At 59.6% G+C, this 20,649-nt stretch carries 19 protein-coding genes and 1 riboswitch; of the genes, 14 read left to right on the top strand and 5 right to left on the bottom strand.

Features of this window, described 5'->3' with window-relative positions:
• Nucleotides 1-73 precede the first annotated feature (73 nt).
• The 4 genes from PV407_RS02270 (at nt 74) to PV407_RS02255 (ending at nt 4,410) form a co-directional block, all read left to right on the top strand.
• Nucleotides 74-1,738 carry an RNA polymerase sigma factor gene (locus tag PV407_RS02270; protein WP_332088242.1) on the top strand — a complete coding sequence of 555 codons (1,665 nt, stop codon included), beginning with the start codon at nt 74-76 and terminating at the stop codon, nt 1,736-1,738.
• Between the two features lie 18 nt (nt 1,739-1,756).
• The gene (locus PV407_RS02265) at nt 1,757-2,743 is read left to right on the top strand and encodes a hypothetical protein (protein WP_332088240.1); all 987 of its coding nucleotides are present in this window, start codon (nt 1,757-1,759) and stop codon (nt 2,741-2,743) included.
• Nucleotides 2,744-2,763: 20 nt separating this feature from the next.
• Nucleotides 2,764-3,816 carry a hypothetical protein gene (locus PV407_RS02260; protein ID WP_332088239.1) on the top strand — a complete coding sequence of 351 codons (1,053 nt, stop codon included), beginning with the start codon at nt 2,764-2,766 and terminating at the stop codon, nt 3,814-3,816.
• A 123-nt stretch (nt 3,817-3,939) separates the two neighbouring features.
• Nucleotides 3,940-4,410 (top strand): hypothetical protein, encoded by a 471-nt coding sequence (locus PV407_RS02255; RefSeq protein ID WP_332088238.1) that lies wholly within the window; start codon nt 3,940-3,942, stop codon nt 4,408-4,410.
• A gap of 47 nt (nt 4,411-4,457) precedes the next feature.
• Here PV407_RS02255 and PV407_RS02250 read toward each other — a convergent pair whose 3' ends face one another.
• The gene (locus PV407_RS02250) at nt 4,458-5,618 is read right to left on the bottom strand and encodes a serine hydrolase domain-containing protein (RefSeq protein WP_332088237.1); all 1,161 of its coding nucleotides are present in this window, start codon (nt 5,616-5,618) and stop codon (nt 4,458-4,460) included.
• 127 nt (nt 5,619-5,745) lie between these two features.
• Nucleotides 5,746-5,899, top strand: a riboswitch (cyclic di-AMP (ydaO/yuaA leader).
• Nucleotides 5,900-5,998: 99 nt separating this feature from the next.
• Between PV407_RS02250 and PV407_RS02245 the strand changes: the two genes are divergently transcribed.
• The 3 genes from PV407_RS02245 to PV407_RS02235 all read left to right on the top strand — a co-directional run bounded on the left by PV407_RS02245 (nt 5,999) and on the right by PV407_RS02235 (nt 7,534).
• Nucleotides 5,999-6,166 (top strand): hypothetical protein, encoded by a 168-nt coding sequence (locus PV407_RS02245; protein WP_332088236.1) that lies wholly within the window; start codon nt 5,999-6,001, stop codon nt 6,164-6,166.
• Between the two features lie 121 nt (nt 6,167-6,287).
• The gene (locus PV407_RS02240; RefSeq protein ID WP_332088235.1) at nt 6,288-6,845 is read left to right on the top strand and encodes an SLOG family protein; all 558 of its coding nucleotides are present in this window, start codon (nt 6,288-6,290) and stop codon (nt 6,843-6,845) included.
• A 50-nt stretch (nt 6,846-6,895) separates the two neighbouring features.
• Nucleotides 6,896-7,534 carry a TVP38/TMEM64 family protein gene (locus PV407_RS02235; RefSeq protein WP_332088234.1) on the top strand — a complete coding sequence of 213 codons (639 nt, stop codon included), beginning with the start codon at nt 6,896-6,898 and terminating at the stop codon, nt 7,532-7,534.
• A gap of 68 nt (nt 7,535-7,602) precedes the next feature.
• On the opposite strand, the gene PV407_RS02230 is transcribed toward PV407_RS02235, so the two are convergent.
• Together PV407_RS02230 and PV407_RS02225 are read right to left on the bottom strand one after the other, a co-directional pair.
• Nucleotides 7,603-8,070: a type II toxin-antitoxin system VapC family toxin gene (locus PV407_RS02230; RefSeq protein WP_332088233.1), complete on the bottom strand. Its 468-nt coding sequence runs from the start codon at nt 8,068-8,070 to the stop codon at nt 7,603-7,605.
• Nucleotides 8,057-8,407 carry a hypothetical protein gene (locus PV407_RS02225; RefSeq protein WP_332088232.1) on the bottom strand — a complete coding sequence of 117 codons (351 nt, stop codon included), beginning with the start codon at nt 8,405-8,407 and terminating at the stop codon, nt 8,057-8,059. The genes PV407_RS02230 and PV407_RS02225 overlap by 14 nt, the downstream gene beginning before the upstream one ends.
• Nucleotides 8,408-8,643: 236 nt before the next feature.
• Between PV407_RS02225 and PV407_RS02220 the strand changes: the two genes are divergently transcribed.
• The 4 genes from PV407_RS02220 (at nt 8,644) to PV407_RS02205 (ending at nt 11,663) form a co-directional block, all read left to right on the top strand.
• On the top strand, nt 8,644-9,510 hold the full coding sequence (locus PV407_RS02220) for a polysaccharide deacetylase family protein (RefSeq protein WP_332088231.1): 867 nt from the start codon (nt 8,644-8,646) through the stop codon (nt 9,508-9,510).
• Nucleotides 9,511-9,584: 74 nt separating this feature from the next.
• Nucleotides 9,585-10,007, top strand: a complete 423-nt coding sequence (locus tag PV407_RS02215; RefSeq protein WP_332088230.1) for an RNA polymerase sigma factor — start codon at nt 9,585-9,587, stop codon at nt 10,005-10,007.
• Nucleotides 10,004-11,296, top strand: coding sequence for a DUF4179 domain-containing protein (locus PV407_RS02210; RefSeq protein ID WP_332088229.1), 1,293 nt, complete (start codon nt 10,004-10,006; stop codon nt 11,294-11,296). Before PV407_RS02215 ends, PV407_RS02210 begins: the two co-directional genes overlap by 4 nt.
• Before the next feature lie 70 nt (nt 11,297-11,366).
• On the top strand, nt 11,367-11,663 hold the full coding sequence (locus PV407_RS02205) for a DUF6509 family protein (protein WP_332088228.1): 297 nt from the start codon (nt 11,367-11,369) through the stop codon (nt 11,661-11,663).
• An 84-nt stretch (nt 11,664-11,747) separates the two neighbouring features.
• Here the strand turns inward: PV407_RS02205 and PV407_RS02200 are convergent, their stop codons facing one another.
• The gene (locus PV407_RS02200) at nt 11,748-14,753 is read right to left on the bottom strand and encodes a DEAD/DEAH box helicase (protein ID WP_332088227.1); all 3,006 of its coding nucleotides are present in this window, start codon (nt 14,751-14,753) and stop codon (nt 11,748-11,750) included.
• Between the two features lie 185 nt (nt 14,754-14,938).
• Here PV407_RS02200 and PV407_RS02195 point away from each other — a divergent pair, with 185 nt between their 5' ends.
• The gene (locus PV407_RS02195) at nt 14,939-17,587 is read left to right on the top strand and encodes a hypothetical protein (protein ID WP_332088226.1); all 2,649 of its coding nucleotides are present in this window, start codon (nt 14,939-14,941) and stop codon (nt 17,585-17,587) included.
• Nucleotides 17,588-17,742: 155 nt separating this feature from the next.
• Nucleotides 17,743-18,660, top strand: coding sequence for a DUF6612 family protein (locus tag PV407_RS02190; RefSeq protein ID WP_332088225.1), 918 nt, complete (start codon nt 17,743-17,745; stop codon nt 18,658-18,660).
• 87 nt (nt 18,661-18,747) lie between these two features.
• Here PV407_RS02190 and PV407_RS02185 read toward each other — a convergent pair whose 3' ends face one another.
• A complete protein-coding gene (locus PV407_RS02185; protein ID WP_332088224.1) occupies nt 18,748-19,617 on the bottom strand; it encodes a LysR family transcriptional regulator in 870 nt (289 codons plus the stop codon).
• A gap of 134 nt (nt 19,618-19,751) precedes the next feature.
• Between PV407_RS02185 and PV407_RS02180 the strand changes: the two genes are divergently transcribed.
• Nucleotides 19,752-20,645: a DMT family transporter gene (locus PV407_RS02180; RefSeq protein WP_332088223.1), complete on the top strand. Its 894-nt coding sequence runs from the start codon at nt 19,752-19,754 to the stop codon at nt 20,643-20,645.
• The last annotated feature ends 4 nt before the right edge of the window (nt 20,646-20,649 follow it).

Genomic DNA, 20,649 nt, shown 5'->3' with positions numbered 1-20,649 from the left:
GAAACTTTGCGAAAAACGGCTCAGAAACGGAGACGCCCATGCATCTATATAGTCGAGGAGGTCAACCGAAAGCATGAAGCATGAGGCGACGGACGGAGATTTGATCGGAAGGGCGCGCGGCGGCGATTCGGACGCGTTCGGAGAGCTTGTGCGCAGACACCGGTCGAAAGCGTTCGATTGGGCGCGCCGCGTGGCGCGCGACCCGCATTTGGCGGAGGATATCGTTCAGGAGGCGCTGCTGCGTGCTTTTTTGCACCTCGGTTCGCTGGCGGACATGAACCGGTTTTTGCCGTGGCTGCATCAAATCGTCCGCAACGAAGCGCTGATGAAGCTGCGGAAAGGCGAGCATTCCGGCCGGGAACGAACGTTTACGGGGCTATGGGCCGCTCGGGGCGATTCGCGGGAAGTCGACTGGTCGGATTTGGACAGCCTGCTGCGTTATATGTACGGCGACGGAGGACAAGCGGGCGAGGACGGCGATCCGTCGATTCGTTTGGCGCAAAAAGAGTTCGTCGAGACGATTCGCCGGCTGCTTCGCTGCTTGACGGCAAAGGAACGCGCCGTTTTCGAGGCGCATTTTTTCAAGCAGCTGTCCCCCGCGGAAATCGCCCGCCTGTTCGACACGTCGACCGACAGCGTATACCAGTCGATCAGCCGCGTCCGGCAAAAGGTGAAGGAGGAACGCAGCCGCGAGCGGTATCGCGACTATTTGCGGGAGAGGCGCGACGCGAACGCGCTGGAGCGGGCGGTCGTCGCGCTTCGCAAAGGGCCTCGCTCCCGCGCGTGGAAACGGTGCGGCACTTCGTTCGCGGGCGCAGTTTACGCATTGCTGCCGTATACCGGGGCGCGCGCCTGCTCGCTGACCGAGGTGATGGGATTGACGAGCCAGGCGTTCCGCCTGACGGTCGAGGCGGAGTCCGTCGACGCGTCCGGTCCGTCCATGTACTTTTGGGAGCCGGCGTTCCGCGACGGACTGCTGAATGTGGGCCTCGAAAGCGAGCATTCCGGCGACGGCGGCGTCCCGCCGACCCCTTATATGCTGGGCAAAGGCATCGCGCTCATCCGGAAGTCGATCATGCGGGGCGTGCCGGTTATCGGCTGGGACTTGTTTTCGCCGGAGTTCGGGCTCGTGTACGGCTACGACGATCGGGAACAGCTGCTGTACGCGGAGGATGCGAAAGCGAAACGGACGATTCCGTACGATCGGCTCGGCAAAGGGGAAGCGGGAGGACTTTTTGTGCTGTCCGTAACGTCCGAGCAAGCGATTCCGGAATGGGAGGCGGTTCGCCGCGCCCTTCGCGCGGCCATTCGGCATGCGTACGGGGAGCTTACGTTCGTCGGCTACGTGTGCGGCTTGACCGCTTACGATTGCTGGATCGATGCGTTTCGCCGGGGCGCGGTCCAGCCGCTCGGCAACGCTTACACCGCGCGTGTCGCGGCGGACGCCAGATCGCATGCGGCGGCATTCCTGCGCGGGCTCGGGCCGAAGCTGACGGGCGACGGCCGGACGGCGGCCGCCGCGCTCGCCGACGAGGCCGGGCGGCGGTACGGCCGCGTTGCGGAATCGCTTGCCGCACTGAGCGGGTTGTTTCCTTTTCCGGACGGAGGCGCGCCGGGCGATCCGTCCGCCTCAGGCGCGGCGGTCGGGCTGCTCGCGCAGGCGAAAACGGAGGAAGAGGCGGGAATCGCGGCATTGGAACGGTTATGCCGGTGTCTCGACCTTTCCTTGTCAACTTGATCATGGAGGAATCGACTTATGGACGTTCAAATCGGAAAATCGCTCGAAGGATACAAGTACAACGGGGCTCGCAGCAATTTGTCCAACATTAACGTTTACAGCGCTTGCTTGACATATTTGGGCAAGCCGTACGCGCATACGCCGTGGCTGTACGGAGCGATCGCGATTCCGTTTCTGTTCCGGGTCGGGGAGCAGGTAAATTACGCGCCCATCTTAAACGAGCTGCCGCACGACCGCATCGTGGCGCTGCTGAACAACCTCGGCGTCCGCACGGAAGGGTTCAGCCGCACGGCGCAGGGGGAGGAGCTGGAGACGCTTCGCAAGCAAGCGTGGGATACGGCGAGACGGAAGATCGACGAAGGCTATCCGTGCTTCGGCCGCGGCTTTTATTTCGACTACGGGGAAACGAGCGTCGTCCAAGGCTATTCGGAATCGACGGAGGAATATACGATCGGCTGCTGGCACGGCGTCAAGCCGATTCGCTGGCAAACGCTCGGCGAGCGCGACGGGCTCGTCGATCTGCACTGGATGCTGCCGGACGGACAGCCGGAGGACGACCGCCGCACGGTTCGGGAATCGCTTTCGCTGGCCGTCGATTTCGCGGACGGAAAGCTGACCGGGCCGCATACCCGCGTCGCATCGGCGGCTTACGACCATTGGATCCGCGAGCTTCGCCAAGGTACGGTCGACGGCTGGTACTTCGCCTACCATACGCACGAATGGGATACGTGCCGGACGAACGGCCGCAAGTTTCTCGTCGAAGCGAAGCGCCGACTGTCCGACGACGCGCCGCCGGCATTGGACGATGCGATCGAAAGCTTCGGCGCCGTCAGCGATACGATCAATCGGGTGTACCGATTGTTCCCTTGGGAGCAGCCGCGAGGATTGCTCGAAGATACGGAGCGCCGTCTGGAAGCCGCGGCGCTGCTCGCGGATGCGAAACGGTTCGACGAGGAGGCGATCGCCGCATTCCGCGAGGTCGTCCGGCAGCTAAACGGCACGTAACCAGCCTTAGGAGGCGCGCGATGACGAAAATATCGAAAGTCAGTCTGGACCGGCTGCGTTTTTCCGGGCTTCATAAATCGCATATCGGCGCGATCAAGTCGTGCCTCGATTATTGGAACGTTCCGCATTCGGTCGCCTGGGTGTACGGCATAACCGGCAATGCGTTTCTGTCGGTCGTCGACGAACGGATGACGGCTCCGAACCGGGGCGAGCCCGAGCCTCGCCTATTCGAGGCGGCGCGTCATCTCGGGTTGAGCATCGAAGGCTTTTATACGATTGCGGCGGACGACGATTCGTTTCGCCGGCTGCAGGCCGAAGCTTGGGACGGGGCGCGGAACGCGTTAAGGCGAGGGCTGCCCGTTTTCGCCAAGCAGCTTGATCTAGGCGACGAAACGTCGATGGTTTACGCCTTCGACGATACGGGCTATTACACGCATTCGTGGCACGGCGGCACCGGACACGAAGGCGCGGACGACGTCATTCCGTGGATGATGCTCGGCCGAAGCTACTGTCCGTGCGCCGCCTGCGCGGCCGATCGTTCGAACGAACGGCATCGTTCGGATCGGCGGGAGCCGGGCGGTTTCATTTCGCTGCACTGGGCGGACAAAGCCGAGCCGTCCGACGACGCCTCGGCGATCCGCGCGGCGCTGGAGCTGGCTTCGGAGTTTTCGCGCGATGAAGCTTACGAATGGGACGGTCAAACGTTTTATGGCGGAATTCGCGCGCTGGACAGGTGGATCGAAGCGGTGCGCGGCGGAACGATCGAATGTTTCTTTATGGGCTATTACGTCGACTTGTTCCATGAAAGCCGGCATTATGCGCAACGGTTTTTGCGGGAAGCGGGCGACAGGCTGGGCGGTTCGATTGCCGAACGCCTGGACGCCGCGGCCGAACATTACGGGCGGATCGCGGAATCGTTTCGAACGCTGAACGGCATGTTTCCTTGGATGCAGCCGCGCGAGCCGCTGCTCGATCCGGACCGCCGGGAGCAAGCCTCCGAGCTGCTCGTACGGATTCGGGAGCTTGAAATCGAAGGTCGACCGCTGCTTGAACGGATTCGTTCGTTGTTGTAAACAACGGGGTGCGGAAAATTCGGACGATGGAAAGATCGCGGTTTTAGTTGATTTTTCCAAAACTTCCTCCCATAATCAAAGGATAAAGGCGTATAGGGCTTCTTACGGAGGGAGTCGGTTCGTTTGCGCGATTCGGAGACGAATTGGATTGCGGCGTTGAAATGGGTGCTCGTTTTGCCGATGTTCGTGCTCAGCTTCTTCTTTTTGCGCACGTTCGCTCGCATGTTCGTCATTCGCATGCTGATCGACCCGATCGCGAATGACCGGTTTCAGCTGAAATTCGTGCTGACCCATTTGTACGACCAGCTGTTTTGCGTCGCCTTTTCCATCTACGCCGCATGCGTTCTGGCGCCGAAGCGGAGGGTGACGATATCGATTTTGTTGGGCGTATTCGCATTGCTGACGGTTCCCAAACGATTGGAAATTGCGAAAGAGGCGAACTATTACGGCGAATTGCCCTGGAAGCAGCCGTATTTGATCGCGGTATTGGTCGCCGGCGCTCTCATTCCGATAGCGATCATGGTCGTCAGGCACTACAAGGAAAAGCGAACGAAGAAGCAAGACGGCGGCGTTCCCGCCCAGCCTGTACGATAAACAAGACGAAACCGGCAGTTCGCGCTGCCGGTTTCAGTCATGCCCCGTTATTCCTCGATCGAGGCGATAACGGCGTTGTTGAACAGATTCATGCACGGAAACCAGACGTCGTATCCGTCGTTCCGTTTGCTTTCGATCGAGAAAATGACTTGGACCGTTTCGTAATGAGGATCGACCGTTATGTTTACCCCGCCGGCCCCGCCGCATACGATCGCTTTCGGCGAGAACAGATCGCCGCTGTCCCGCTTCGTGTTGTTGACCGGCCAGCAGTACCCGTACGAAGCGTCGACGAAATACTGCGCCCCGTACGTGGAGGAGACATGCGGCGCCTGATCGCGGATCATTTCGGTAACCGATGCCGGGCTCAGCACGCGCCGGTCGCCGTACTTGCCTTTATTCAGAAACAGCTGGCCGAACCGCGCGATATCCATCGCCGTCGAGTACGCCCCGCCCGCGGCGGACGGAAACGACATCGCTTCGGGAGTATGGAACCGTTGGCCGCCCGGAAGCTGTTCGTCCCGGCGAATAACTTGATCGTACATCGTTTCGGGTACGACGAAATAAGTCCGGTTCATCTCGAGCGGCTCGAAAATATGCTCCCGGCAAAACGATTCCAGCGTCCGTCCGCTCAGCCTTCTGACGATTTCGCCGAGCAGTTCGATATTGTAGCCGCAGTACGACATTTCCGTTCCGGGCGGCTTCCATAGCGGCGCGTCGTAGCCGAGATACAGTCTGCGGTGAAGGTCGGGATGCTGGTTCGGATCGGCCGGCGGCACGTCCGCGTGCGGCTCCTTCCGCTTCGCGTGCTCGTAAACGTCGCTGTTTCGCAAACCCGACGTATGCGTCATCAAATGATGCACCTTCACGTTTTGTTTGCCTTCGCCGACAAACTCGGGAATGTAGTAGGCGACCGGGAAGCTTAAGCAGAGCAATCCTTGTTCGACCAAAATCATCGCGGCCGTCGCGGTGATCGGCTTCGTGATCGAAGCGAGCGGAAACAGCGTTTCGGACGTAAGCGGGGGGGCGTCCGGTTCGGGAGAAACGGTGCCGAACGTTCGCTCGCTGACGATCTTCCCTTTTCGCGCCACAACGATCGAGAACGCCTGCGACACCCGTTCGGCCGCCCAACGTTCCACCAGCCGTTCCATATAATCGATGCGTCGGGGGCACATTCCCGCTTCCTCGGGCGTGCCGTATGTAAGCTTCATAGTCCAGCTCCTTTTCGTCGTGGTAATTTATGGTACCATAAAAAGCTCCGAACGGGCATGTGAAAAAATGTTGAAAATGATTCTTTACAACAATCGATATCGTGGGTATAATTAAGTTTAAACTTAATAGTCATTGTCGCTGAATTTTCTTGTTTAAGAAAAGCGGGGGAACCAAGTTTTATGGGGTGAATCGATACGCGCTTTCAAGCCGCGTATCGTAGGGCGATTTCTCACCGCCCGAATCCGTCAGCTAACCTCGTAAGCGAATGTGGGGAGGATAGATTTCGTTATGGAACGCAAGGTCTAGCCTTGTGTTTTTTGTGTATTTCTGATCCCCCGCCTCCGCAACGTGTTCGAATATCGAGAGGAGGAGAACGGTCATGACCCGGAAAGAAAAGGTGCTCCATTTATTCGACAAACTGAACGAAAGCGATCAGAAGAAGGCGTACGAGTTCATGCAATCCCTCGCTCACAGCAGCGGGGACAAAATAAGCAATGAAGGCGTTTCGAAGCTGTACGGCAAAAAATATTATGTCGTTTCCGACTGACGGGGAAACGGGAAAATCCGCTGCGAAGCGGATTTTTTTTTGGCCTCGCATGGATATGCCGACCGGAATCCGGTATAGTGGTAGTACGGTTCGGAACGGCGAAGGAAAAGGGGAAGCGCGCATGAAAAATTTGCTCGTCACGGGCTACCGGGCGCACGAGCTGAACATTTTCGACGAGAAGCACAAAGGGATCGGCTACATTAAGAAAGCGATCGCGGCGCGGCTCGAGCCGCTGATCGAGGAAGGGCTGGAGTGGATCGTTACGCCCGGCCAGTACGGCGTCGACCTGTGGGCGTGCGAGGCGGCATTCGAGCTGAAAAAGCGTTACCCTCGTCTGAAATGCTCGATCGTCGCGGCCTACCTGAACCCGGACGAAAAATGGAAGGAAGAGAAGCAGCGGCTGTTCCGGGATATCGTACGGCAGCTCGATTATTACGGCACGGTGAGCAATCAGCCGTACAGCGGCGTTTGGCAGCTGACGGCGCGGGACGACCTGCTGTTTCGGAAAACGGACGGCATTTTGCTGTTTTACGACGAGGAACGCGGGGAAGGAAGCCCTAGATTTTACAAGCGGAAAGCGCTGGACAAGCAGGCGAAGGACGGTTACCGTTATATGTGGATCGGCAGCGATGAAGTGCAAAGCATCGCGGACGAGGAAACTTACTCCGCATACGACTAATGGCGCCGGGAAAGCTCGGCGATGCATAACAGAAACAGGTGATTGGCTGAATGGGAATTGCGGACCTATTATCGAGTTTGACCGAGGAGCAGCTGACGGAGTGGCTGGAGCGATACCGCTCGTTCGGACCGCTGCCGGGCATGCTGCTTACGTTTATGAAATCGTTCGTGCCGCCGCTGCCGACGCTGCTGATCGTAGGCGTCAATGCGCTCGTGTACGGCCTCTGGCTCGGCTTTCTTTATTCGTGGCTCGGGATGGTCGCCGGCTGTCTGACGACGTTCGCGATCGTGCGAAAAATCGCCGGGAGCGCCTTCTTGCAGCGATGGGCCCGCAAGCCGAAGGTGCAAAAAGGGATGCGTTGGGTGCGGCGCAACGCCTTCAGCTATGTATTCGTGCTCAGCTTGTTTCCGGTAGGCCCGTTCGTCGTCATCAACGTGGCGGCCGCGCTCGCCGGCATGCGTTTCCGCTCGTTCGCGCTCGCCGTCGCGGCGGGCAAAGCGGTTATGGTATTCGTCGTTTCCTACATCGGCTACGACGTTTCCCGTTATGCGGATAATCCGCTGCTGCTGCTTTACGTCGCGCTGTTTATCGCCGCTTCGCTGATCGTCAGCCGCAAAATCGAAGCGATGTTCGCGAAAGAGCCGGAAGCGCCGCTGCGAAACGACCGGGACGTTCCCGGCGGTCCGTAAGCCGCGAATACGGAAACCCGAAAAGCCGGCGTCTCGCGTTAAGACGCCGGCTTGCGTTCGCGACGGATTTACCACGCGCTCGGGAACACTTTGATGTCCCGGTCGATGCGGGATAAGAACGAATAGTTCGGATTGAACGCGAACAGCCGCTTGATGCGGTAATGGAGCAGCACGACGGCGTTCAGCGCTTCGTCCAGCGAAAACCGGCAGTCCGGATATTCCATCAGCAGCCGCTTCGCTTCGGTTTCCAGCTCGGGACTGCCGGGAATGATCGTCAGCACGTTTTGCTGGACCGCCTTGTCCACCGTGTTGAGGAACATCGTCGCGTCGGCGTAATCGAATTGGTCGCGCAGCCAGCGGTGCGTCTCGAATACGGCGTAGTTCGTCGTCGACAGCGACCGTTCCAGGTCGTGCATCTCGTAGAAGACGTTTCTCGCCTGCAAGTAATATGGGTCGTCCGGGTTCATAAACGCCATCCAGGCCGATTGCTCGACGAATACGGTATGGGACGGGCGCGGCTGTTCATGCGAATTCACGGCTTTCATCTCCTCCCGTTTCCCGGTTTTTTCGGCGGCCGGTCAGCCCGTCGAGCGCGAGCAGCGGATTGCGCTCGAGTTGCTCGATATTCGACTTGATCGGGCGATCGTGACTTTGCAGGGCGAATTGCTGCTTCAGCATATAATGAACGACGGCGGAAACCGTCGTATTCCGGGCTTCGGCCAGCTGGCGGCAGCGCTCGTAATAGTCGGGCTCGAGTTCGACGAATAGCGACTCGTCGAGCGGCTCGCCGCTCGTTTCGCTCGAAATGAGCTGGGATGCGGCATGCTTCCATTTTTTGAATTGGTTTTGCACGAAATCTTTGGAGTTGCTCATCGGACTCACCTTCCACCGCTTATGTTTTGCCAAATTGATCCGGTCCCCATAACTTTCGGGACCGGCTTTCGTTTTTGGGGCGCTGGCGCGATATTTGCCGCATTTTGACGACCGAACGCGCCGCACGCTTTTACGAACCGATCGCATTGAACCGTTTCCCGCCCGACTGCGCCTTAGTAGTGAGCGCGCGCTACACCAAGGCACGAGAGGCAGCATAGGAAATGAGGTCCATTCGATTGTTGGCATTGATCGCGATATGCATCGGACTGTTTATACCGGCGATTAACGGCCCGGACACGAAAACGGCCGTCGCGAGGGACGTTTATTACGATGACAAAGCGATTGTCCTGATTTATCATGACGTAAGGCAACATGCGGAAGCGGAGTCGGCTTCCGCCGGTACGATAAGTACGGAGCTTTTCGGCGATCATCTTCGGATGCTGAACGACCGGGGCTTTCGCATCATTTCGATGGAAACGTTCGTCCAATTTATGCTGAACGGCCGCAGCATTCCGCCCAATGCGATCGCCATTACGTTCGATGACGGGTACGAATCGTTTTACAAGGAAGCCGTTCCCGTCCTGGAGCGATACGGGGCGACGGCATCCGACTTTATCGTGGGCATTTCGTCGGATTTGTTCAATTCCGAAGCCGATCCGCACCTGAACTGGGAGCAGATGGGCGAATTGAAAAAGTGCGGCATGGGGATATACAGCCATACTTACAATCTGCACAGAACCGTTCCGACCGATCGCGCCGGAACGCTCATGCCCGCATTGACCTCCCGGATGTACATGAATGGACGGCAGCGGGCGGAGTCCGAGGCGGATTACCGCAAACGAATTTATAGCGATTTGGCGTTTCTCGAAAAGCGCCTTTCGGAGGAACTGGGCGATCGGCGCCGGCTGCTTGCGTTTCCTTACGGCAGTTTCAGCGATGCGGTCATCGAGGAAGGGACGAAGGCGGGCATCGAACTGTTTTTCTCGACGGAGGAAGGAATGAACGAGCCCGGCGGCCGGATCGTCAAACGAATTAACGCCGGCGAGCCGTATATGACGTCCGACATGCTGTGGCAGCATTTGCAATCTTTTTTTGTCAAATAATCGGCGCGTTGTTTGAACCGAATGGGAAACCGTTACGCCTATCGTATAGGAACGATACCTAAGGGAGTGGCGTTATGAATTTGGATGCGGAACGAATACTATGGGACGAGGTCAGGAACGGCAACAAAGAAGCGTTCCGCAGCCTGGCGAATCCGCTCATTCCGAAGGCGTACCGTACCGCTTATATGATGCTTCGGTCCAAGCATCTGGCCGAGGAAGCCGTACAAAATGCATTGATCGAGCTCTATTCCGCCATTATGAGCGGCAAAGAGATTTCCATCTGCGCGCATGGTTCAGCAAGCTGGTCGCGCTCCGGTCGATCGATATCGCGAGGAAGGAGCAGGGCTACAAGCATAACGTCACATCGACGGCATGGACATTCAGGACGTTTCGCCTTCGCCGCTGGACGATTTGCTGCGCAAGGAGCAGTCGGAGCGCCTGCTCGAAAAGCGCTGCGGCGGCCGTCATCGTCGCCGTCACGTTTTCGGTCGGCGTGAAAGTGTCGCCGGCGTTCGCCTCGTTCGTCAAAGGGGTGCCCGGCTTCGATATCGCCGTCGACTGGCTGACCCATGTTCGGGAGCGGGACGGCGTCCAAACGGCGATAAACAACGGCTATACGCCGAACGAGCCGGTGACGTGGCAGACGGGAGGGACCACGATCACGATCGGCGACATGTACTTGACCGACGAGGAGCTGCTGTTCAAAAGCTTTATCCGCAGCGACGATTTCGACGCGACCGATCCGCGCAGCGCGGTTCATCTATCCATACATCCCGTAAACTTGACCGGCGGCGGCTCGACGACCGACAGAGCCGTCATTCCGCCGGCGGACGGCGGCCAAAAGCCGATTTTGCAGGTAACGTACAAATATCGGCTTCGGGAAGGCGCGGTACGCGACTTTTTGGCGAAGGAAACGGAGCTGCGCCTCGCGGTCGTGCAGAATACGTCGTATTCCGAGTCGCGACGCGACGAATGGAAGGAGCTCGGAAGCATATCGGTTCCGGTTCAGGCAAGCAAGCTGCTGCACAATCGTGTGGTCGAGCCAAAGCTGAAGCTCGCGGTCGGAGATCCGGATATCGGCGAATTGACTTTGGAGAAGCTGACGATTCAACCGACATCGATGAATGTCGTCCTGCGAGGGCCGAAAGACTGGTCGTACTTCTTCCCGAGAGACGACGGAACGGCGCCCTACTTGAAGGACGACAAAGGAAACGTATACCGTTACGATCCTTCCGGTCCGCTACTTCCGCTCGGCGATGGCGCGATGCAGCTGCCGTTCTCGTCGTCCGTCTTCTTCGATCCGGACGTTCGTTCGCTGACGCTGCATATCGGGAAGCTGACGGTCGGCGAATGGGAGCCTAGCGACCGGTTCGAATTGTCGCTGGAGGGCGATTTTCCGAAAACGGTTCGCTTCAAAAAGGAATCGATCGTCGTCGAAGGAGCCGACTACGTGCCGCGCGGCTATCTTCATCTGAAGCTGAAAAAGGAGCGCCCCGGGCAAACGTCGCTCGAAGGCGTATCGTTCGACATCGCAGAGAAAGAGGAGATGACGGCGAAATTCGAGAAGGAAGGGCCGCAAGCGTACGAGGCGTACACCCGCAAGTCGGGTGAAGACCGCGAGGCGTTTCGCGTCAGCGGCTTCGGCATAGCCGAGGATTACGCCGATAAAGCTTATTTGGACGTGTATATTCCTGCGCCGAAGCTGGAGCGCTACACGGTTACGTTGTCGAGAAGCAACGACGCGATCGTCGTCGACCGGAATTATACGATCCCGCTGAAGCCGTAAGCCGCCTCCCTTTCCATTTCGGGCCGATATCGCTATAATAAAAGGAATGCCCGAGGAAAAGGATGGTTCCATGTTCGACATTACGGCTTATACGGTAGAACGGATCAAAGACCAGTTCGGCATATTGTCCGGCAACCGGTACGAGTTTATGCTCGAGGTCGAGGTGGACGAGGAGGACGAGCTCCACTCCGACAACGGCTTGCTCGTCCGGGTCGTCTTCAAGGAAGAAGAAGGCCGGACCGGCATCGTGAAATACGAGCTGCTCGAAAGGACGACCCATCGCTATTTGGAGTTCGAGCTGGAGCCGGACGAGCTCGAAGCCGTCGAATCGTTTTGCCGGGAACGTTACCCCGAAGCGGACGAGTGAACGGAACAACGGACAACGGTCCGCATACGAAAAACGCCTTGCCCGACGTTCGGTCGGAGCGAGGCGTTTTTGGTTTTCGACGGTCTAAACCGTAAGCAGCTCGCGTATGTCCTGCTCCGTGAGCGACGACAGCGGATCGCGCTCCGCGTCGATCACTTCGTCGATCAAGCTTTTTTTGCGCTGCTGCAGCTCGTACATTTTTTGCTCGACGGTGCCTTGCGCGACGAGACGGATCACTTGCACGACCTTCTTTTGCCCGATCCGGTACGCCCGGTCCGCGGCCTGCTGCTCGACGGCGGGATTCCACCACAGGTCGTACAGCACGACCGTATCGGCACCGGTCAAGTTGAGACCGGTGCCGCCCGCCTTCAAGGAGATCAGAAACAGCTCCCGTTCGCCCCCGTTAAACCGTTCGCACAGCTCGACCCGCTCGGCGGCCGGAGTATGGCCGTCCAAGTAGAAGAACGGAACGCCCCGGAAGCCGAGCTCCCGTTTGACGAGTCCGAGCATTTCGGTAAACTGCGAGAACAGCAGCAACCGTTTGCCGGCGTCCCGGCATTCGTCGATCAGCTCCATCAGCTGCTCGAACTTGCCGGAGCTCCCCGCGTAGCCCTCCACGAACAAGGCGGGATGGCAGCACAGCTGGCGAAGCCGCGTCAGGCCGGCCAATATTTTGATCCGGTTTCGCGGAAACGTTTCGTCGTCCAGATGCTTCAGCGTTTCGTGCCGCAGCTTGGCCAAATAGGCCATATACAGCTTCTTTTGCTCGGGCAGCAGCTCGGACGTCTGCACCGTCTCGATTTTGTCCGGCAGCTCCTTCAGCACGTCGATCTTCAACCGGCGCAGCAGAAACGGGCGTATGCGCGACGCGATCGCCTCCCGCGGCATGTCGCCGAACGCTTTGCGGTCCGGGAACAGACCGGGAAAAACCGCGTCGAAAATCGACCACAGCTCCTCGAGCGAGTTCTCGATCGGCGTTCCGGTAAGGGCGAAGCGGAAGTCGGCCCGGATCTGCTTGACCGCCTGCGCCGTTTGGGTCGCGTAGTTTTTAAACGCCTGCGCTTCGTCCAGGATGAGCGTATGAAACGGCTGCCCGGCGTAAAGTCCGACGTCCCGCCGCTGCAGCGGGTAGGACGTGATGAGCACGTCCGCTCCGGCGGCGTCCTGCATCGCGGCTTCCCGCTCGTCCCTGGTGCCGTCGGCGATGACCGCCCGCATGTGCGGCGCGAACGTCTTGATTTCGTTCAGCCAGTTATAGACGAGCGAAGCCGGAGCGACGACGAGGGCCGGCGTATTCCGCGTGCGGATGTCCGGCAGCACGGAGACGAGGTACGCAATGCTTTGCAGCGTTTTGCCGAGCCCCATGTCGTCCGCGAGAATGCCTCCGAACCGGTAATGGGCCAGCGTCTTCATCCAGCCGAAGCCGTACTTCTGGTAATCGCGAAGCACGCCCGCCAAACTGTCCGGAACCGGAAAATCGAGATGGTCCGGGTTGCGGATATGCTCGAGCAGCCGGCGCAGCGATTTGCCCAGTTGGATTGCGTCTCCGGGAGGAGGCGCATCGAGCAGCCGAAGTCCGCGAACGGCGGGCAGCTGGACGGCGTGGCCGTCGATGTCCCCGGCGCGAACGCCCAAGCCGTTCAGAAAACGGATCATTTCCTGAAACGGCTCGCTTTCCAGCGGCAGCAGCGCGCCGTCCGGCATCCGATAAAATTTCCGTTTTTCCTCCAGCGTCCGGATCACCTCGCGTACGTCCGCCTCCGGTATTCCGCCGATGTCGAACCGGATTTCCAGCCATTCGGTGCGTTCGTCCACATGGACCGACGCTTTCGGCGCGACGGGAGCGGGAAGCACCCGCGCTTTTACGGCCGACGTGGCGTACACGGTCAGCAGCTTCTCGAGCTCCGGCACGGTATGATACAAAAATTCGTACTCCTCTTCTTCGTCGCCGTAAATATAGCCGCCTTCCGTTCTGACGCAGGGCGTTTGCTCCATCAGTTCCAAAATGCGGCGCTCCTTCTCGCCGTCGCGCATGACGATGCGGCCGGGGTTCCGCTTCCGCTCGTCGTCCGCAAGCGGATCGATGACGACGTCGCCGTACTGGAATTCGAGTCCGGCGAGCAGCCGGTCCTTGACGCGGTCCAGGTAAAGACGCGCCTTGAGCGGCGATTGCAAAATGCGGCCCGCCACCCGATCCGCGATGCGAACGCCGCCGAGCCGCGTCAGTCCGGGAACGACCTTCTCGATAAACGGCTCCATCCGCCCGGCCGGAATGCGAATATGATCCCGGCCGGATACGTCGAGCATATGCTTCAGCTCCGCAAGGCGGCGGCAGTCCTCGGATCGCATCTTCACCAATTTTCCGTCTGCGACGGCGAGCCCGTACGATTCCAGCACGGTAACGTCATCCAGTCCCTGCACGTTCAGCCGGTATCCCGATTCGCCTTCGCCTTCGGCTTCGTCGAATTCGAAGCGTAGCGGGAGCGGCTCGTCGGAAAGCCGGAAATCGCCGGTCGGCCGGCCGTCCAGCTCCAGCTTCGCGCCGGGCGCCGCGGCGAGCAGCGGCCAAAACGATTCCGCGTGAAACGGCGGAACGAGCAGCATCCGGTCGCTCCGCGCGATGCGGGATTGGCCGGGATGCGGGTATGCCGTTTCCAGGTAGAGGCTCTCGTCGCGAACGATGCGGACGAGCTGCCGAACGACGGCTTCGTCCTCGGGCCGGAACCGGTGCAGCTCCGGATCGTAGATGAAATGCTTCGTGAACGGAAACGATTCGCCGCGGTCGATTTTGTCCAGCAGCTCCTTGATTTTCGGCACAACGTACAGCCGTTTCGGGCCGAGCTTCATTTCGACCCCGATCATCGTTCGCCGGTAGCCGTACCGGTATAGGCCGACGATGAACTCCGCGTCCAGCGGCGTCCGGCTGTCGGCCAAAAAGCGGATGCCGACGGATCGCTGCGGCTTGCTTTGAAATAGCGCGAGCACCTCGTTCGATAATCGTTCGTCTTGATCAGAAATGCCGGAAGGCGTCATTCCGCCGGCGCCGCTGCCGCGCCAAGCCGAACCGTCTCCGGTCGGTCGGAAGTGCATTCGATAACGTTCCTTTCCGATGCGAATGAATGTTTGCATCTATCATATCAAATTTGCTTGAAAAACTATACCCAAACTTATCAATATTATGTATTATATATAATGTTGAATGGTTATTGATGGAGTCATGGCCGGACGCAGTCCGTTTCCGGCCATGACAAACCGAGAGTAGGAGGGATGGCCCGATGCTGGATCTATATCGGGATGACCGTGGGAAGAAGGCGCTCGAATTTCCGCATTTCCCGACGCGCATGCAGGCGGTCGTTTGGCGCAATTGGGGGCTCGTCCCCGTCAGGCGCATCGCCGAAACGCTGCAGGCGCGGGAAACGGACGTGCGGGCGACGGCGGCCGCGATGGGGCTGCCCGCCGACCCGATCGTAAACCCGCTTTGGCAGTCGAGAGGGTATATTACGATCATTCGCGCCAACTGGCATTTGCTTCCGTACGGGCAGCTGCTGCGGCTGCTCGGCTGGACGGAGGAGCAGCTCGCCTTCGCGCTCAAGGAAGACGACTTTTTATGGGTCAAAATGGGCGCTCTGAAGCCCCGAACGGAGCCGGTGCTGTATCGGCCGCTGACGAGCGAGGAAGCGGAGGCGACGCGCAAGCTGCGGGAGCGGATGGCGGAATACGTCCCGTCCGGCGTCGCGGACGGCGAGCGGGAGGAACCGTTCGCCTTCCTCGGCAAATTCAGCGGGAAGCCCGAACGACGGAACGGGCGGTCCGGCCGCGCAGCCCAGCCGGACGAGGCGACGCTCGACGAACGCTGGGCGGTCGTCTACCCTTCGCGGCTTCGTCACGCCAAAGCGTTTGTCGAGCGATTCGCCGCCCGAATGGAGCGGCGCTGGGGAATCGGCTTGACGATCCGACCCGACGAAGACGGCCGCGAAACGGGTGATCGTCCGGAATTGCGGCTGCGCGTCGTTTCCGATGGCGCGAGGCTCGCCGAAAGCCATTCGATCGAAGCGGCGCCGAACGGCGTCATCGTCGAAGCCGTCGACGAGCCGGGGCTGCTCCGCGGACTGCAATGGCTCGAACGGCAAATGGAGCGCCGCGGAGGTCCGCACGTCGCCTATGGCCGCACGATCCGCGAGACGAAAATCGACCTGCGCTACGTTTACTCGTATTTCGCCGTTTACGGCGATCCGCTCATCGATCCGGAGCTCGATCCTTATCCGGACGACCTGCTCGAACGGCTGTCCGAGCTCGGGGTGAACGGGATTTGGCTGCAAAGCGTGCTGTACAACCTGATCCCGTGGGAGGAGGCGCCCGAGCTTTCCGCCGGCTGGGAGAAGCGGCTGGACGGGCTGCGCCGGCTGGTCGAGCGGGCCGCCGATTACGGCATCGGCGTTTACTTGTACTACAACGAGCCGCGCGCCATGCCGCTGCCGTTTTTCGACAAACGGCCGGAGTGGAAAGGGCATTCCGAAATGGGCATTCACGCCTCGTTATGCACGTCGCAGCCGGAGGTCCGGCGTTATCTGAAGGAAAGCACGGCCCGTTTGTTCCGCGAAGTTCCGGGATTGGCCGGCTTGTTCACCATTACGATGTCGGAAAATTTGACGAACTGCTACTCCCGGGCGCCGGGAGGCAAGACGGAATGCCCGCGCTGCAGCCGGCGGCCGAAGGAGGAAGTGGTCGCGGAGGTGAACCGGTGCATCGCCGAAGGCGCCTTCAGCGCGAAGCCCGACGCGCGCATCGTTTGCTGGACGTGGGGCTGGACGTGGTCCGACGAGGAGGTGGCGCGGGCCATCTCGCTGCTGCCGGACGGCGTCCGCGTCATGAGCAACAGCGAGGACCGGATGCCGACGAACGTGGCCGGCGTGCGCGGACAAGTGTCCGATTATTCGATCTCGATCGTCGGGCCGGGCGAGAGAGCGCTTCATAACTGGAAGGCGGCTACCGCCAAAGGTCTTGCCGCGGCCGCCAAAGTGCAATTGAACAACACGTGGGAGTGCGCGGCCGTTCCGTTTCTCCCCGTTCTCGATCTCGTGGAGGAGCATTTGACGAATTTGGCGCGATCCGGCGTATCGGGGCTTATGCTCAGCTGGACGCTCGGCGGATATCCTTCGTTAAGCCTGGAGCTTGCGTCCGACTACTATTGGGAAACGTCGCCGGATAACGCGGACGGATCGGCCGGACAAGGCGCCAAAGGCAAAAACGGCCTTCTGCGCGGCAAATTCGGGGAGAAGGCGGGGGCCGTCGTCGCGGAAGCGGCAAGACTGTTCAGCTCGGCGTTCCGCGAGTTTCCTTTTCAGATCGGAGTCGCGTACACCGCGCCGCAAAATTACGGTCCGTCCAACCTGCTTTGGCTCGAGGCGACCGGCTACGATGCGACGATGGTCGGGTTTCCTTACGACGACTTGCGGCGATGGCGTTCGATTTATCCGGAGCCTGCGTTCGCCGCCCAGTTCCGGAAGCTGTCGATCGGCTGGAAGAAAGGGATCGACAAGCTCGTCAAGGCGCGCCGCCATGTGACGCCGGGCATGGAGGAGCCGTTCGCCGACCTGCTTCATGCCGCCCAAGGCGCATACTTCCATTTCCGCAGCGCCTATTTGCAGATCGATTTCGTCCGTTGCCGGAACCGCTGGCTGCGGGCGAAGAGCGAACGGGTGCGCGAAAGGCTGAGACGGAAACTGGTCGCGATCGCGGACGAGGAAATCGAGCTGGCCCGGTCGCTGTACGAGCTCGTCCGCCGCGATTCGCGGATCGGCTACGAGGCGAGCAACCATTATTTTTACACGACGCAGGATTTGCTGGAAAAAATCGCGAGCTGCTTGCACATTCGCGACCTGCTGCTTCGGCCGGAGCCGGTCGCGGCCGGCGGCGTGCGCTGACGGCCAGGGAATCATGTGAAGAACGATATGTCGGAAGGCCCGTGATTTCGCCCGGGTCTTCTTTCTTTTGTTTGCGGGTAATAGGTCTTAAGCCCCTTATGCCCAATTGTAACGATATGGTAAAATCCACTAGCGGATAGGAGGAGAGAATAAAAATGAGAACGAACAAATGGACGCGGGCGGCTGCGACGGCATTGCTGGCGGTCAGCATGATGGCGGTCGCCGCTTGCGGCCAAAAGCCCGAGCAAGACGGATCCAAGCAGGCTGCAGCGCCGAACGCGGAAACGCCCGCCAAAGCTCCCGAGTCGAATCAAACGACGGAGACGCCGAAGCCGAAGACGGCCGGCGACGTATTCATGAAATCGATGGAAGCGACGGCCAAGCTGGAAAGCTTCTCGGTGAACATGAACATGAAGCAGGCGATCGAGCAAGCCGGTCAAAAAATGGACATCCAGTCCAAAATCGACATGGATGTCGTCATGAAGCCGCAAATGGCGTTCAAGCAGACGATGTCGATGAACATGATGGGACAGGACGTGAAGCTCGAATCGTACATGACGAAGGACGGCTTCTTCATGAAGCAGGGGGAGCCCGGACAATGGATGAAGCTGCCGAAGGAGCAGTCGGATTTGATCACGAGCGCGATGTCCGAGGCGCAGCTCGACCCTTCGAAGCAGCTCGATAAGCTGAAGCAGTTCGCGAACGACTTCACGATGACGGAAAACGGCAACGATTATACCGTCAAGCTGTCGGCGAACGGCGACAAATTCAACGAATTCATCCAAAACGAGATGAAGGAACTGCTCGGGAAAAATCCGGGCGCGGAGCAGCTGCTCCAACAAAGCGGCGCGACCCCGAACATCAAGAAAGTGGAATACACGTTCGCGATCGACAAGAAGACGAATTTTCCGAAAAGCATGAACGTGATCATGGATATGGAAATCGAGGTCGAAGGCCAGAAGACGCATATGGTGCAAAATATGGAAGGCACGTATGCGAACTATAACGGCATCAAAGAAATCGTCGTACCGAAAGAGGCGCTGGAAGCCAAGCCGGTCGGGGCGACGCAATAAAACGTCGGCTCCGGTCCGCCGTTCGACAACCGAAGGCAGGGAACGCAACATTCCCTCCCGGTCGAACGGTCGGACCGGAGCTTTGTCTTAGGTCGTTTGCGCGGCCGCTTCGGGCAGCATGTTCAGAAAGGCGCGCAGGGCGCTGCTGACGTAACCGTCTTTTCGCATAATGAAATTCGTTCGGATATGCCGATACGACTCGGGAATGTCGTGCATGCGGATCGCGCCTTCCGCGGCTTGCTTGCCGATGACCGCCTTCGGCATGAGCGAGATGCCGAGCCCGGCGCGGACGCCGCCGACGATCGCTTCCAGCATGCCGAACTCCATAATGACCGGATTCGTCAAGCCGCTCGCCTGCAGCCATTTCTCCAGCACGTTCCGGTACGAGCAGCCGGACGTGAACACGAGAATCGGCTTCGTCATCGCCTCCTCCATCCCGGAAACCGAGGCGGCGGAGACGATCGCCAGCTCTTCGACGAAGGCGGGAATCGACCGGAGCTCCGGATGGTCGATGTCGGCTCCGATAAAGGCGCCGTCCAACTCGTAATGCAGCACGTTTTCCGTCAAAAAATCGGTATGGCCGGTCGTAAGCGAGAGCAGCACTTTCGGGTGCCGTTCGTAATAGGCCGCGAGCAGGCCGGGGAGCCGGACCGCGGCGGCGGTTTGCGTGGAGCCGATCGTCAGCGGCCCGTTCGGCTCGTCGGAAGCGGCGACTGCTTTCGTCGCTTCGTCCAGCAGGCCGACGATTTTATCCGCATAGGCGAGCAGCATTTTGCCGCTCGATGACAGCGTCACCCCGCGATTATGGCGAATGAACAGCACCGTGCCGAGCTCGGCTTCGAGCTGCTGAATGCGGGCCGTGACGTTCGACTGGACGTAGCCGAGCTTCGCCGCCGCCTTCGAAATCGAGCCTTCCCGGGCGACCGATTGAAAAATGCGCAAATCCGCGCTTTCCATTTCGACAACCTCCTTGTCCTGCTGCGATTCTGATATCACTTCAATCGATGGCCAGCATCTTTTATAATCATTATACTTAAAACCGGACCTCCGTTACAATAAAGCTCATCACATCGAGACAGGAGGATACGGACATGAGCAAAATGAAATATACCGCGCTATTGCTGTTTACGACGATGTTGATGGGGGTCGCGTTTCCGGTCGGCAAAATCGGTCTTGCGTACGCGCCGCCCTTTTTGCTGACCGGCATCCGGTTCGTGCTCGCCGGCGGTCTGCTCGCCGCGTTGACGGCGAAGAAGCCGCAGCCGCGCGGTGCGAAGCAATGGGCGCGGGCCGCGACGGTCGGCCTGATCCAATCGGCCGGCGTGATGGGCTGCTGCTACTACAGCATGCATTGGATCACCTCCGGCGAATCGTCGATCATCACCTGCACGAATCCGCTGCTGGTCGTCGTGCTCGGCACGCTGTTCGCCGGGACCGTTTACCGCGCGAGTCAATGGCTCGGCGTCGCGATCGGCTTCGTCGGCGTCGCCGTCACGTTCGGCTTCCATATGACGCTGAACCCGGGAACGTTTATCGGCTTCGCCGGCGCGCTCTGCTTCGCCGCGGCAACGCTGCTCGTCAAACGATGGGGCCCGTCGTTCGACACGACCGTGCTGGCCGCGTACCAGATGCTCGCCGGCGGCGCGGCGCTGCTCGTGCTCAGCGCGTTTACGGAGCCGTTCTCGTTCGTTTTGACGCCGCTATCCGTAACGATCGTCGTCTGGCTCGCGGTCATGTGCTCGGTCGTCCAGTTCGCGGCATGGTTTTACTTGCTCTCGAACGGCGATCCGGCGAAAACGAGCGCGTTTTTGTTCCTGGTTCCGCTGTTCGGCGTCGCATTCAGCTGGCTGCTGCTCGGCGAGACGGTCGCATGGTACGTCGGGGTCGGCGGCTTGTTCATCTGCGCCGGCATCGTGCTCGTCAATTGGGAGCGCCGTCCGAAGGCGCTGGAATCCGCCCGCAAACTCGTGCATAATGGAGGCTAACGGA

The organism is Paenibacillus sp. GYB003 (genome assembly GCF_036577625.1).
GTDB lineage: Bacteria > Bacillota > Bacilli > Paenibacillales > NBRC-103111 > Paenibacillus_AB.
Note: the sequence above shows the minus strand (reverse complement) of the source record. Positions and strands in the feature narration are given on the sequence as shown.

Excerpts from the sequence above, each read along its gene's own strand:
- PV407_RS02265 (WP_332088240.1), top strand. The coding sequence starts at position 1,757 with ATGGACGTTCAAATCGGAAAATCGCTCGAAGGATACAAGTACAACGGG.
- PV407_RS02260 (WP_332088239.1), top strand. The coding sequence starts at position 2,764 with ATGACGAAAATATCGAAAGTCAGTCTGGACCGGCTGCGTTTTTCCGGG.
- PV407_RS02240 (WP_332088235.1), top strand. The coding sequence starts at position 6,288 with ATGAAAAATTTGCTCGTCACGGGCTACCGGGCGCACGAGCTGAACATT.
- PV407_RS02250 (WP_332088237.1), bottom strand. The coding sequence starts at position 5,618 with ATGAAGCTTACATACGGCACGCCCGAGGAAGCGGGAATGTGCCCCCGA.
- PV407_RS02185 (WP_332088224.1), bottom strand. The coding sequence starts at position 19,617 with ATGGAAAGCGCGGATTTGCGCATTTTTCAATCGGTCGCCCGGGAAGGC.
- PV407_RS02205 (WP_332088228.1), top strand. The coding sequence starts at position 11,367 with ATGTTCGACATTACGGCTTATACGGTAGAACGGATCAAAGACCAGTTC.
- PV407_RS02245 (WP_332088236.1), top strand. The coding sequence starts at position 5,999 with ATGACCCGGAAAGAAAAGGTGCTCCATTTATTCGACAAACTGAACGAA.
- PV407_RS02270 (WP_332088242.1), top strand. The coding sequence starts at position 74 with ATGAAGCATGAGGCGACGGACGGAGATTTGATCGGAAGGGCGCGCGGC.
- PV407_RS02200 (WP_332088227.1), bottom strand. The coding sequence starts at position 14,753 with ATGCACTTCCGACCGACCGGAGACGGTTCGGCTTGGCGCGGCAGCGGC.
- PV407_RS02225 (WP_332088232.1), bottom strand. The coding sequence starts at position 8,407 with ATGAGCAACTCCAAAGATTTCGTGCAAAACCAATTCAAAAAATGGAAG.
- PV407_RS02215 (WP_332088230.1), top strand. The coding sequence starts at position 9,585 with ATGAATTTGGATGCGGAACGAATACTATGGGACGAGGTCAGGAACGGC.
- PV407_RS02190 (WP_332088225.1), top strand. The coding sequence starts at position 17,743 with ATGAGAACGAACAAATGGACGCGGGCGGCTGCGACGGCATTGCTGGCG.
- PV407_RS02180 (WP_332088223.1), top strand. The coding sequence starts at position 19,752 with ATGAGCAAAATGAAATATACCGCGCTATTGCTGTTTACGACGATGTTG.
- PV407_RS02195 (WP_332088226.1), top strand. The coding sequence starts at position 14,939 with ATGCTGGATCTATATCGGGATGACCGTGGGAAGAAGGCGCTCGAATTT.
- PV407_RS02235 (WP_332088234.1), top strand. The coding sequence starts at position 6,896 with ATGGGAATTGCGGACCTATTATCGAGTTTGACCGAGGAGCAGCTGACG.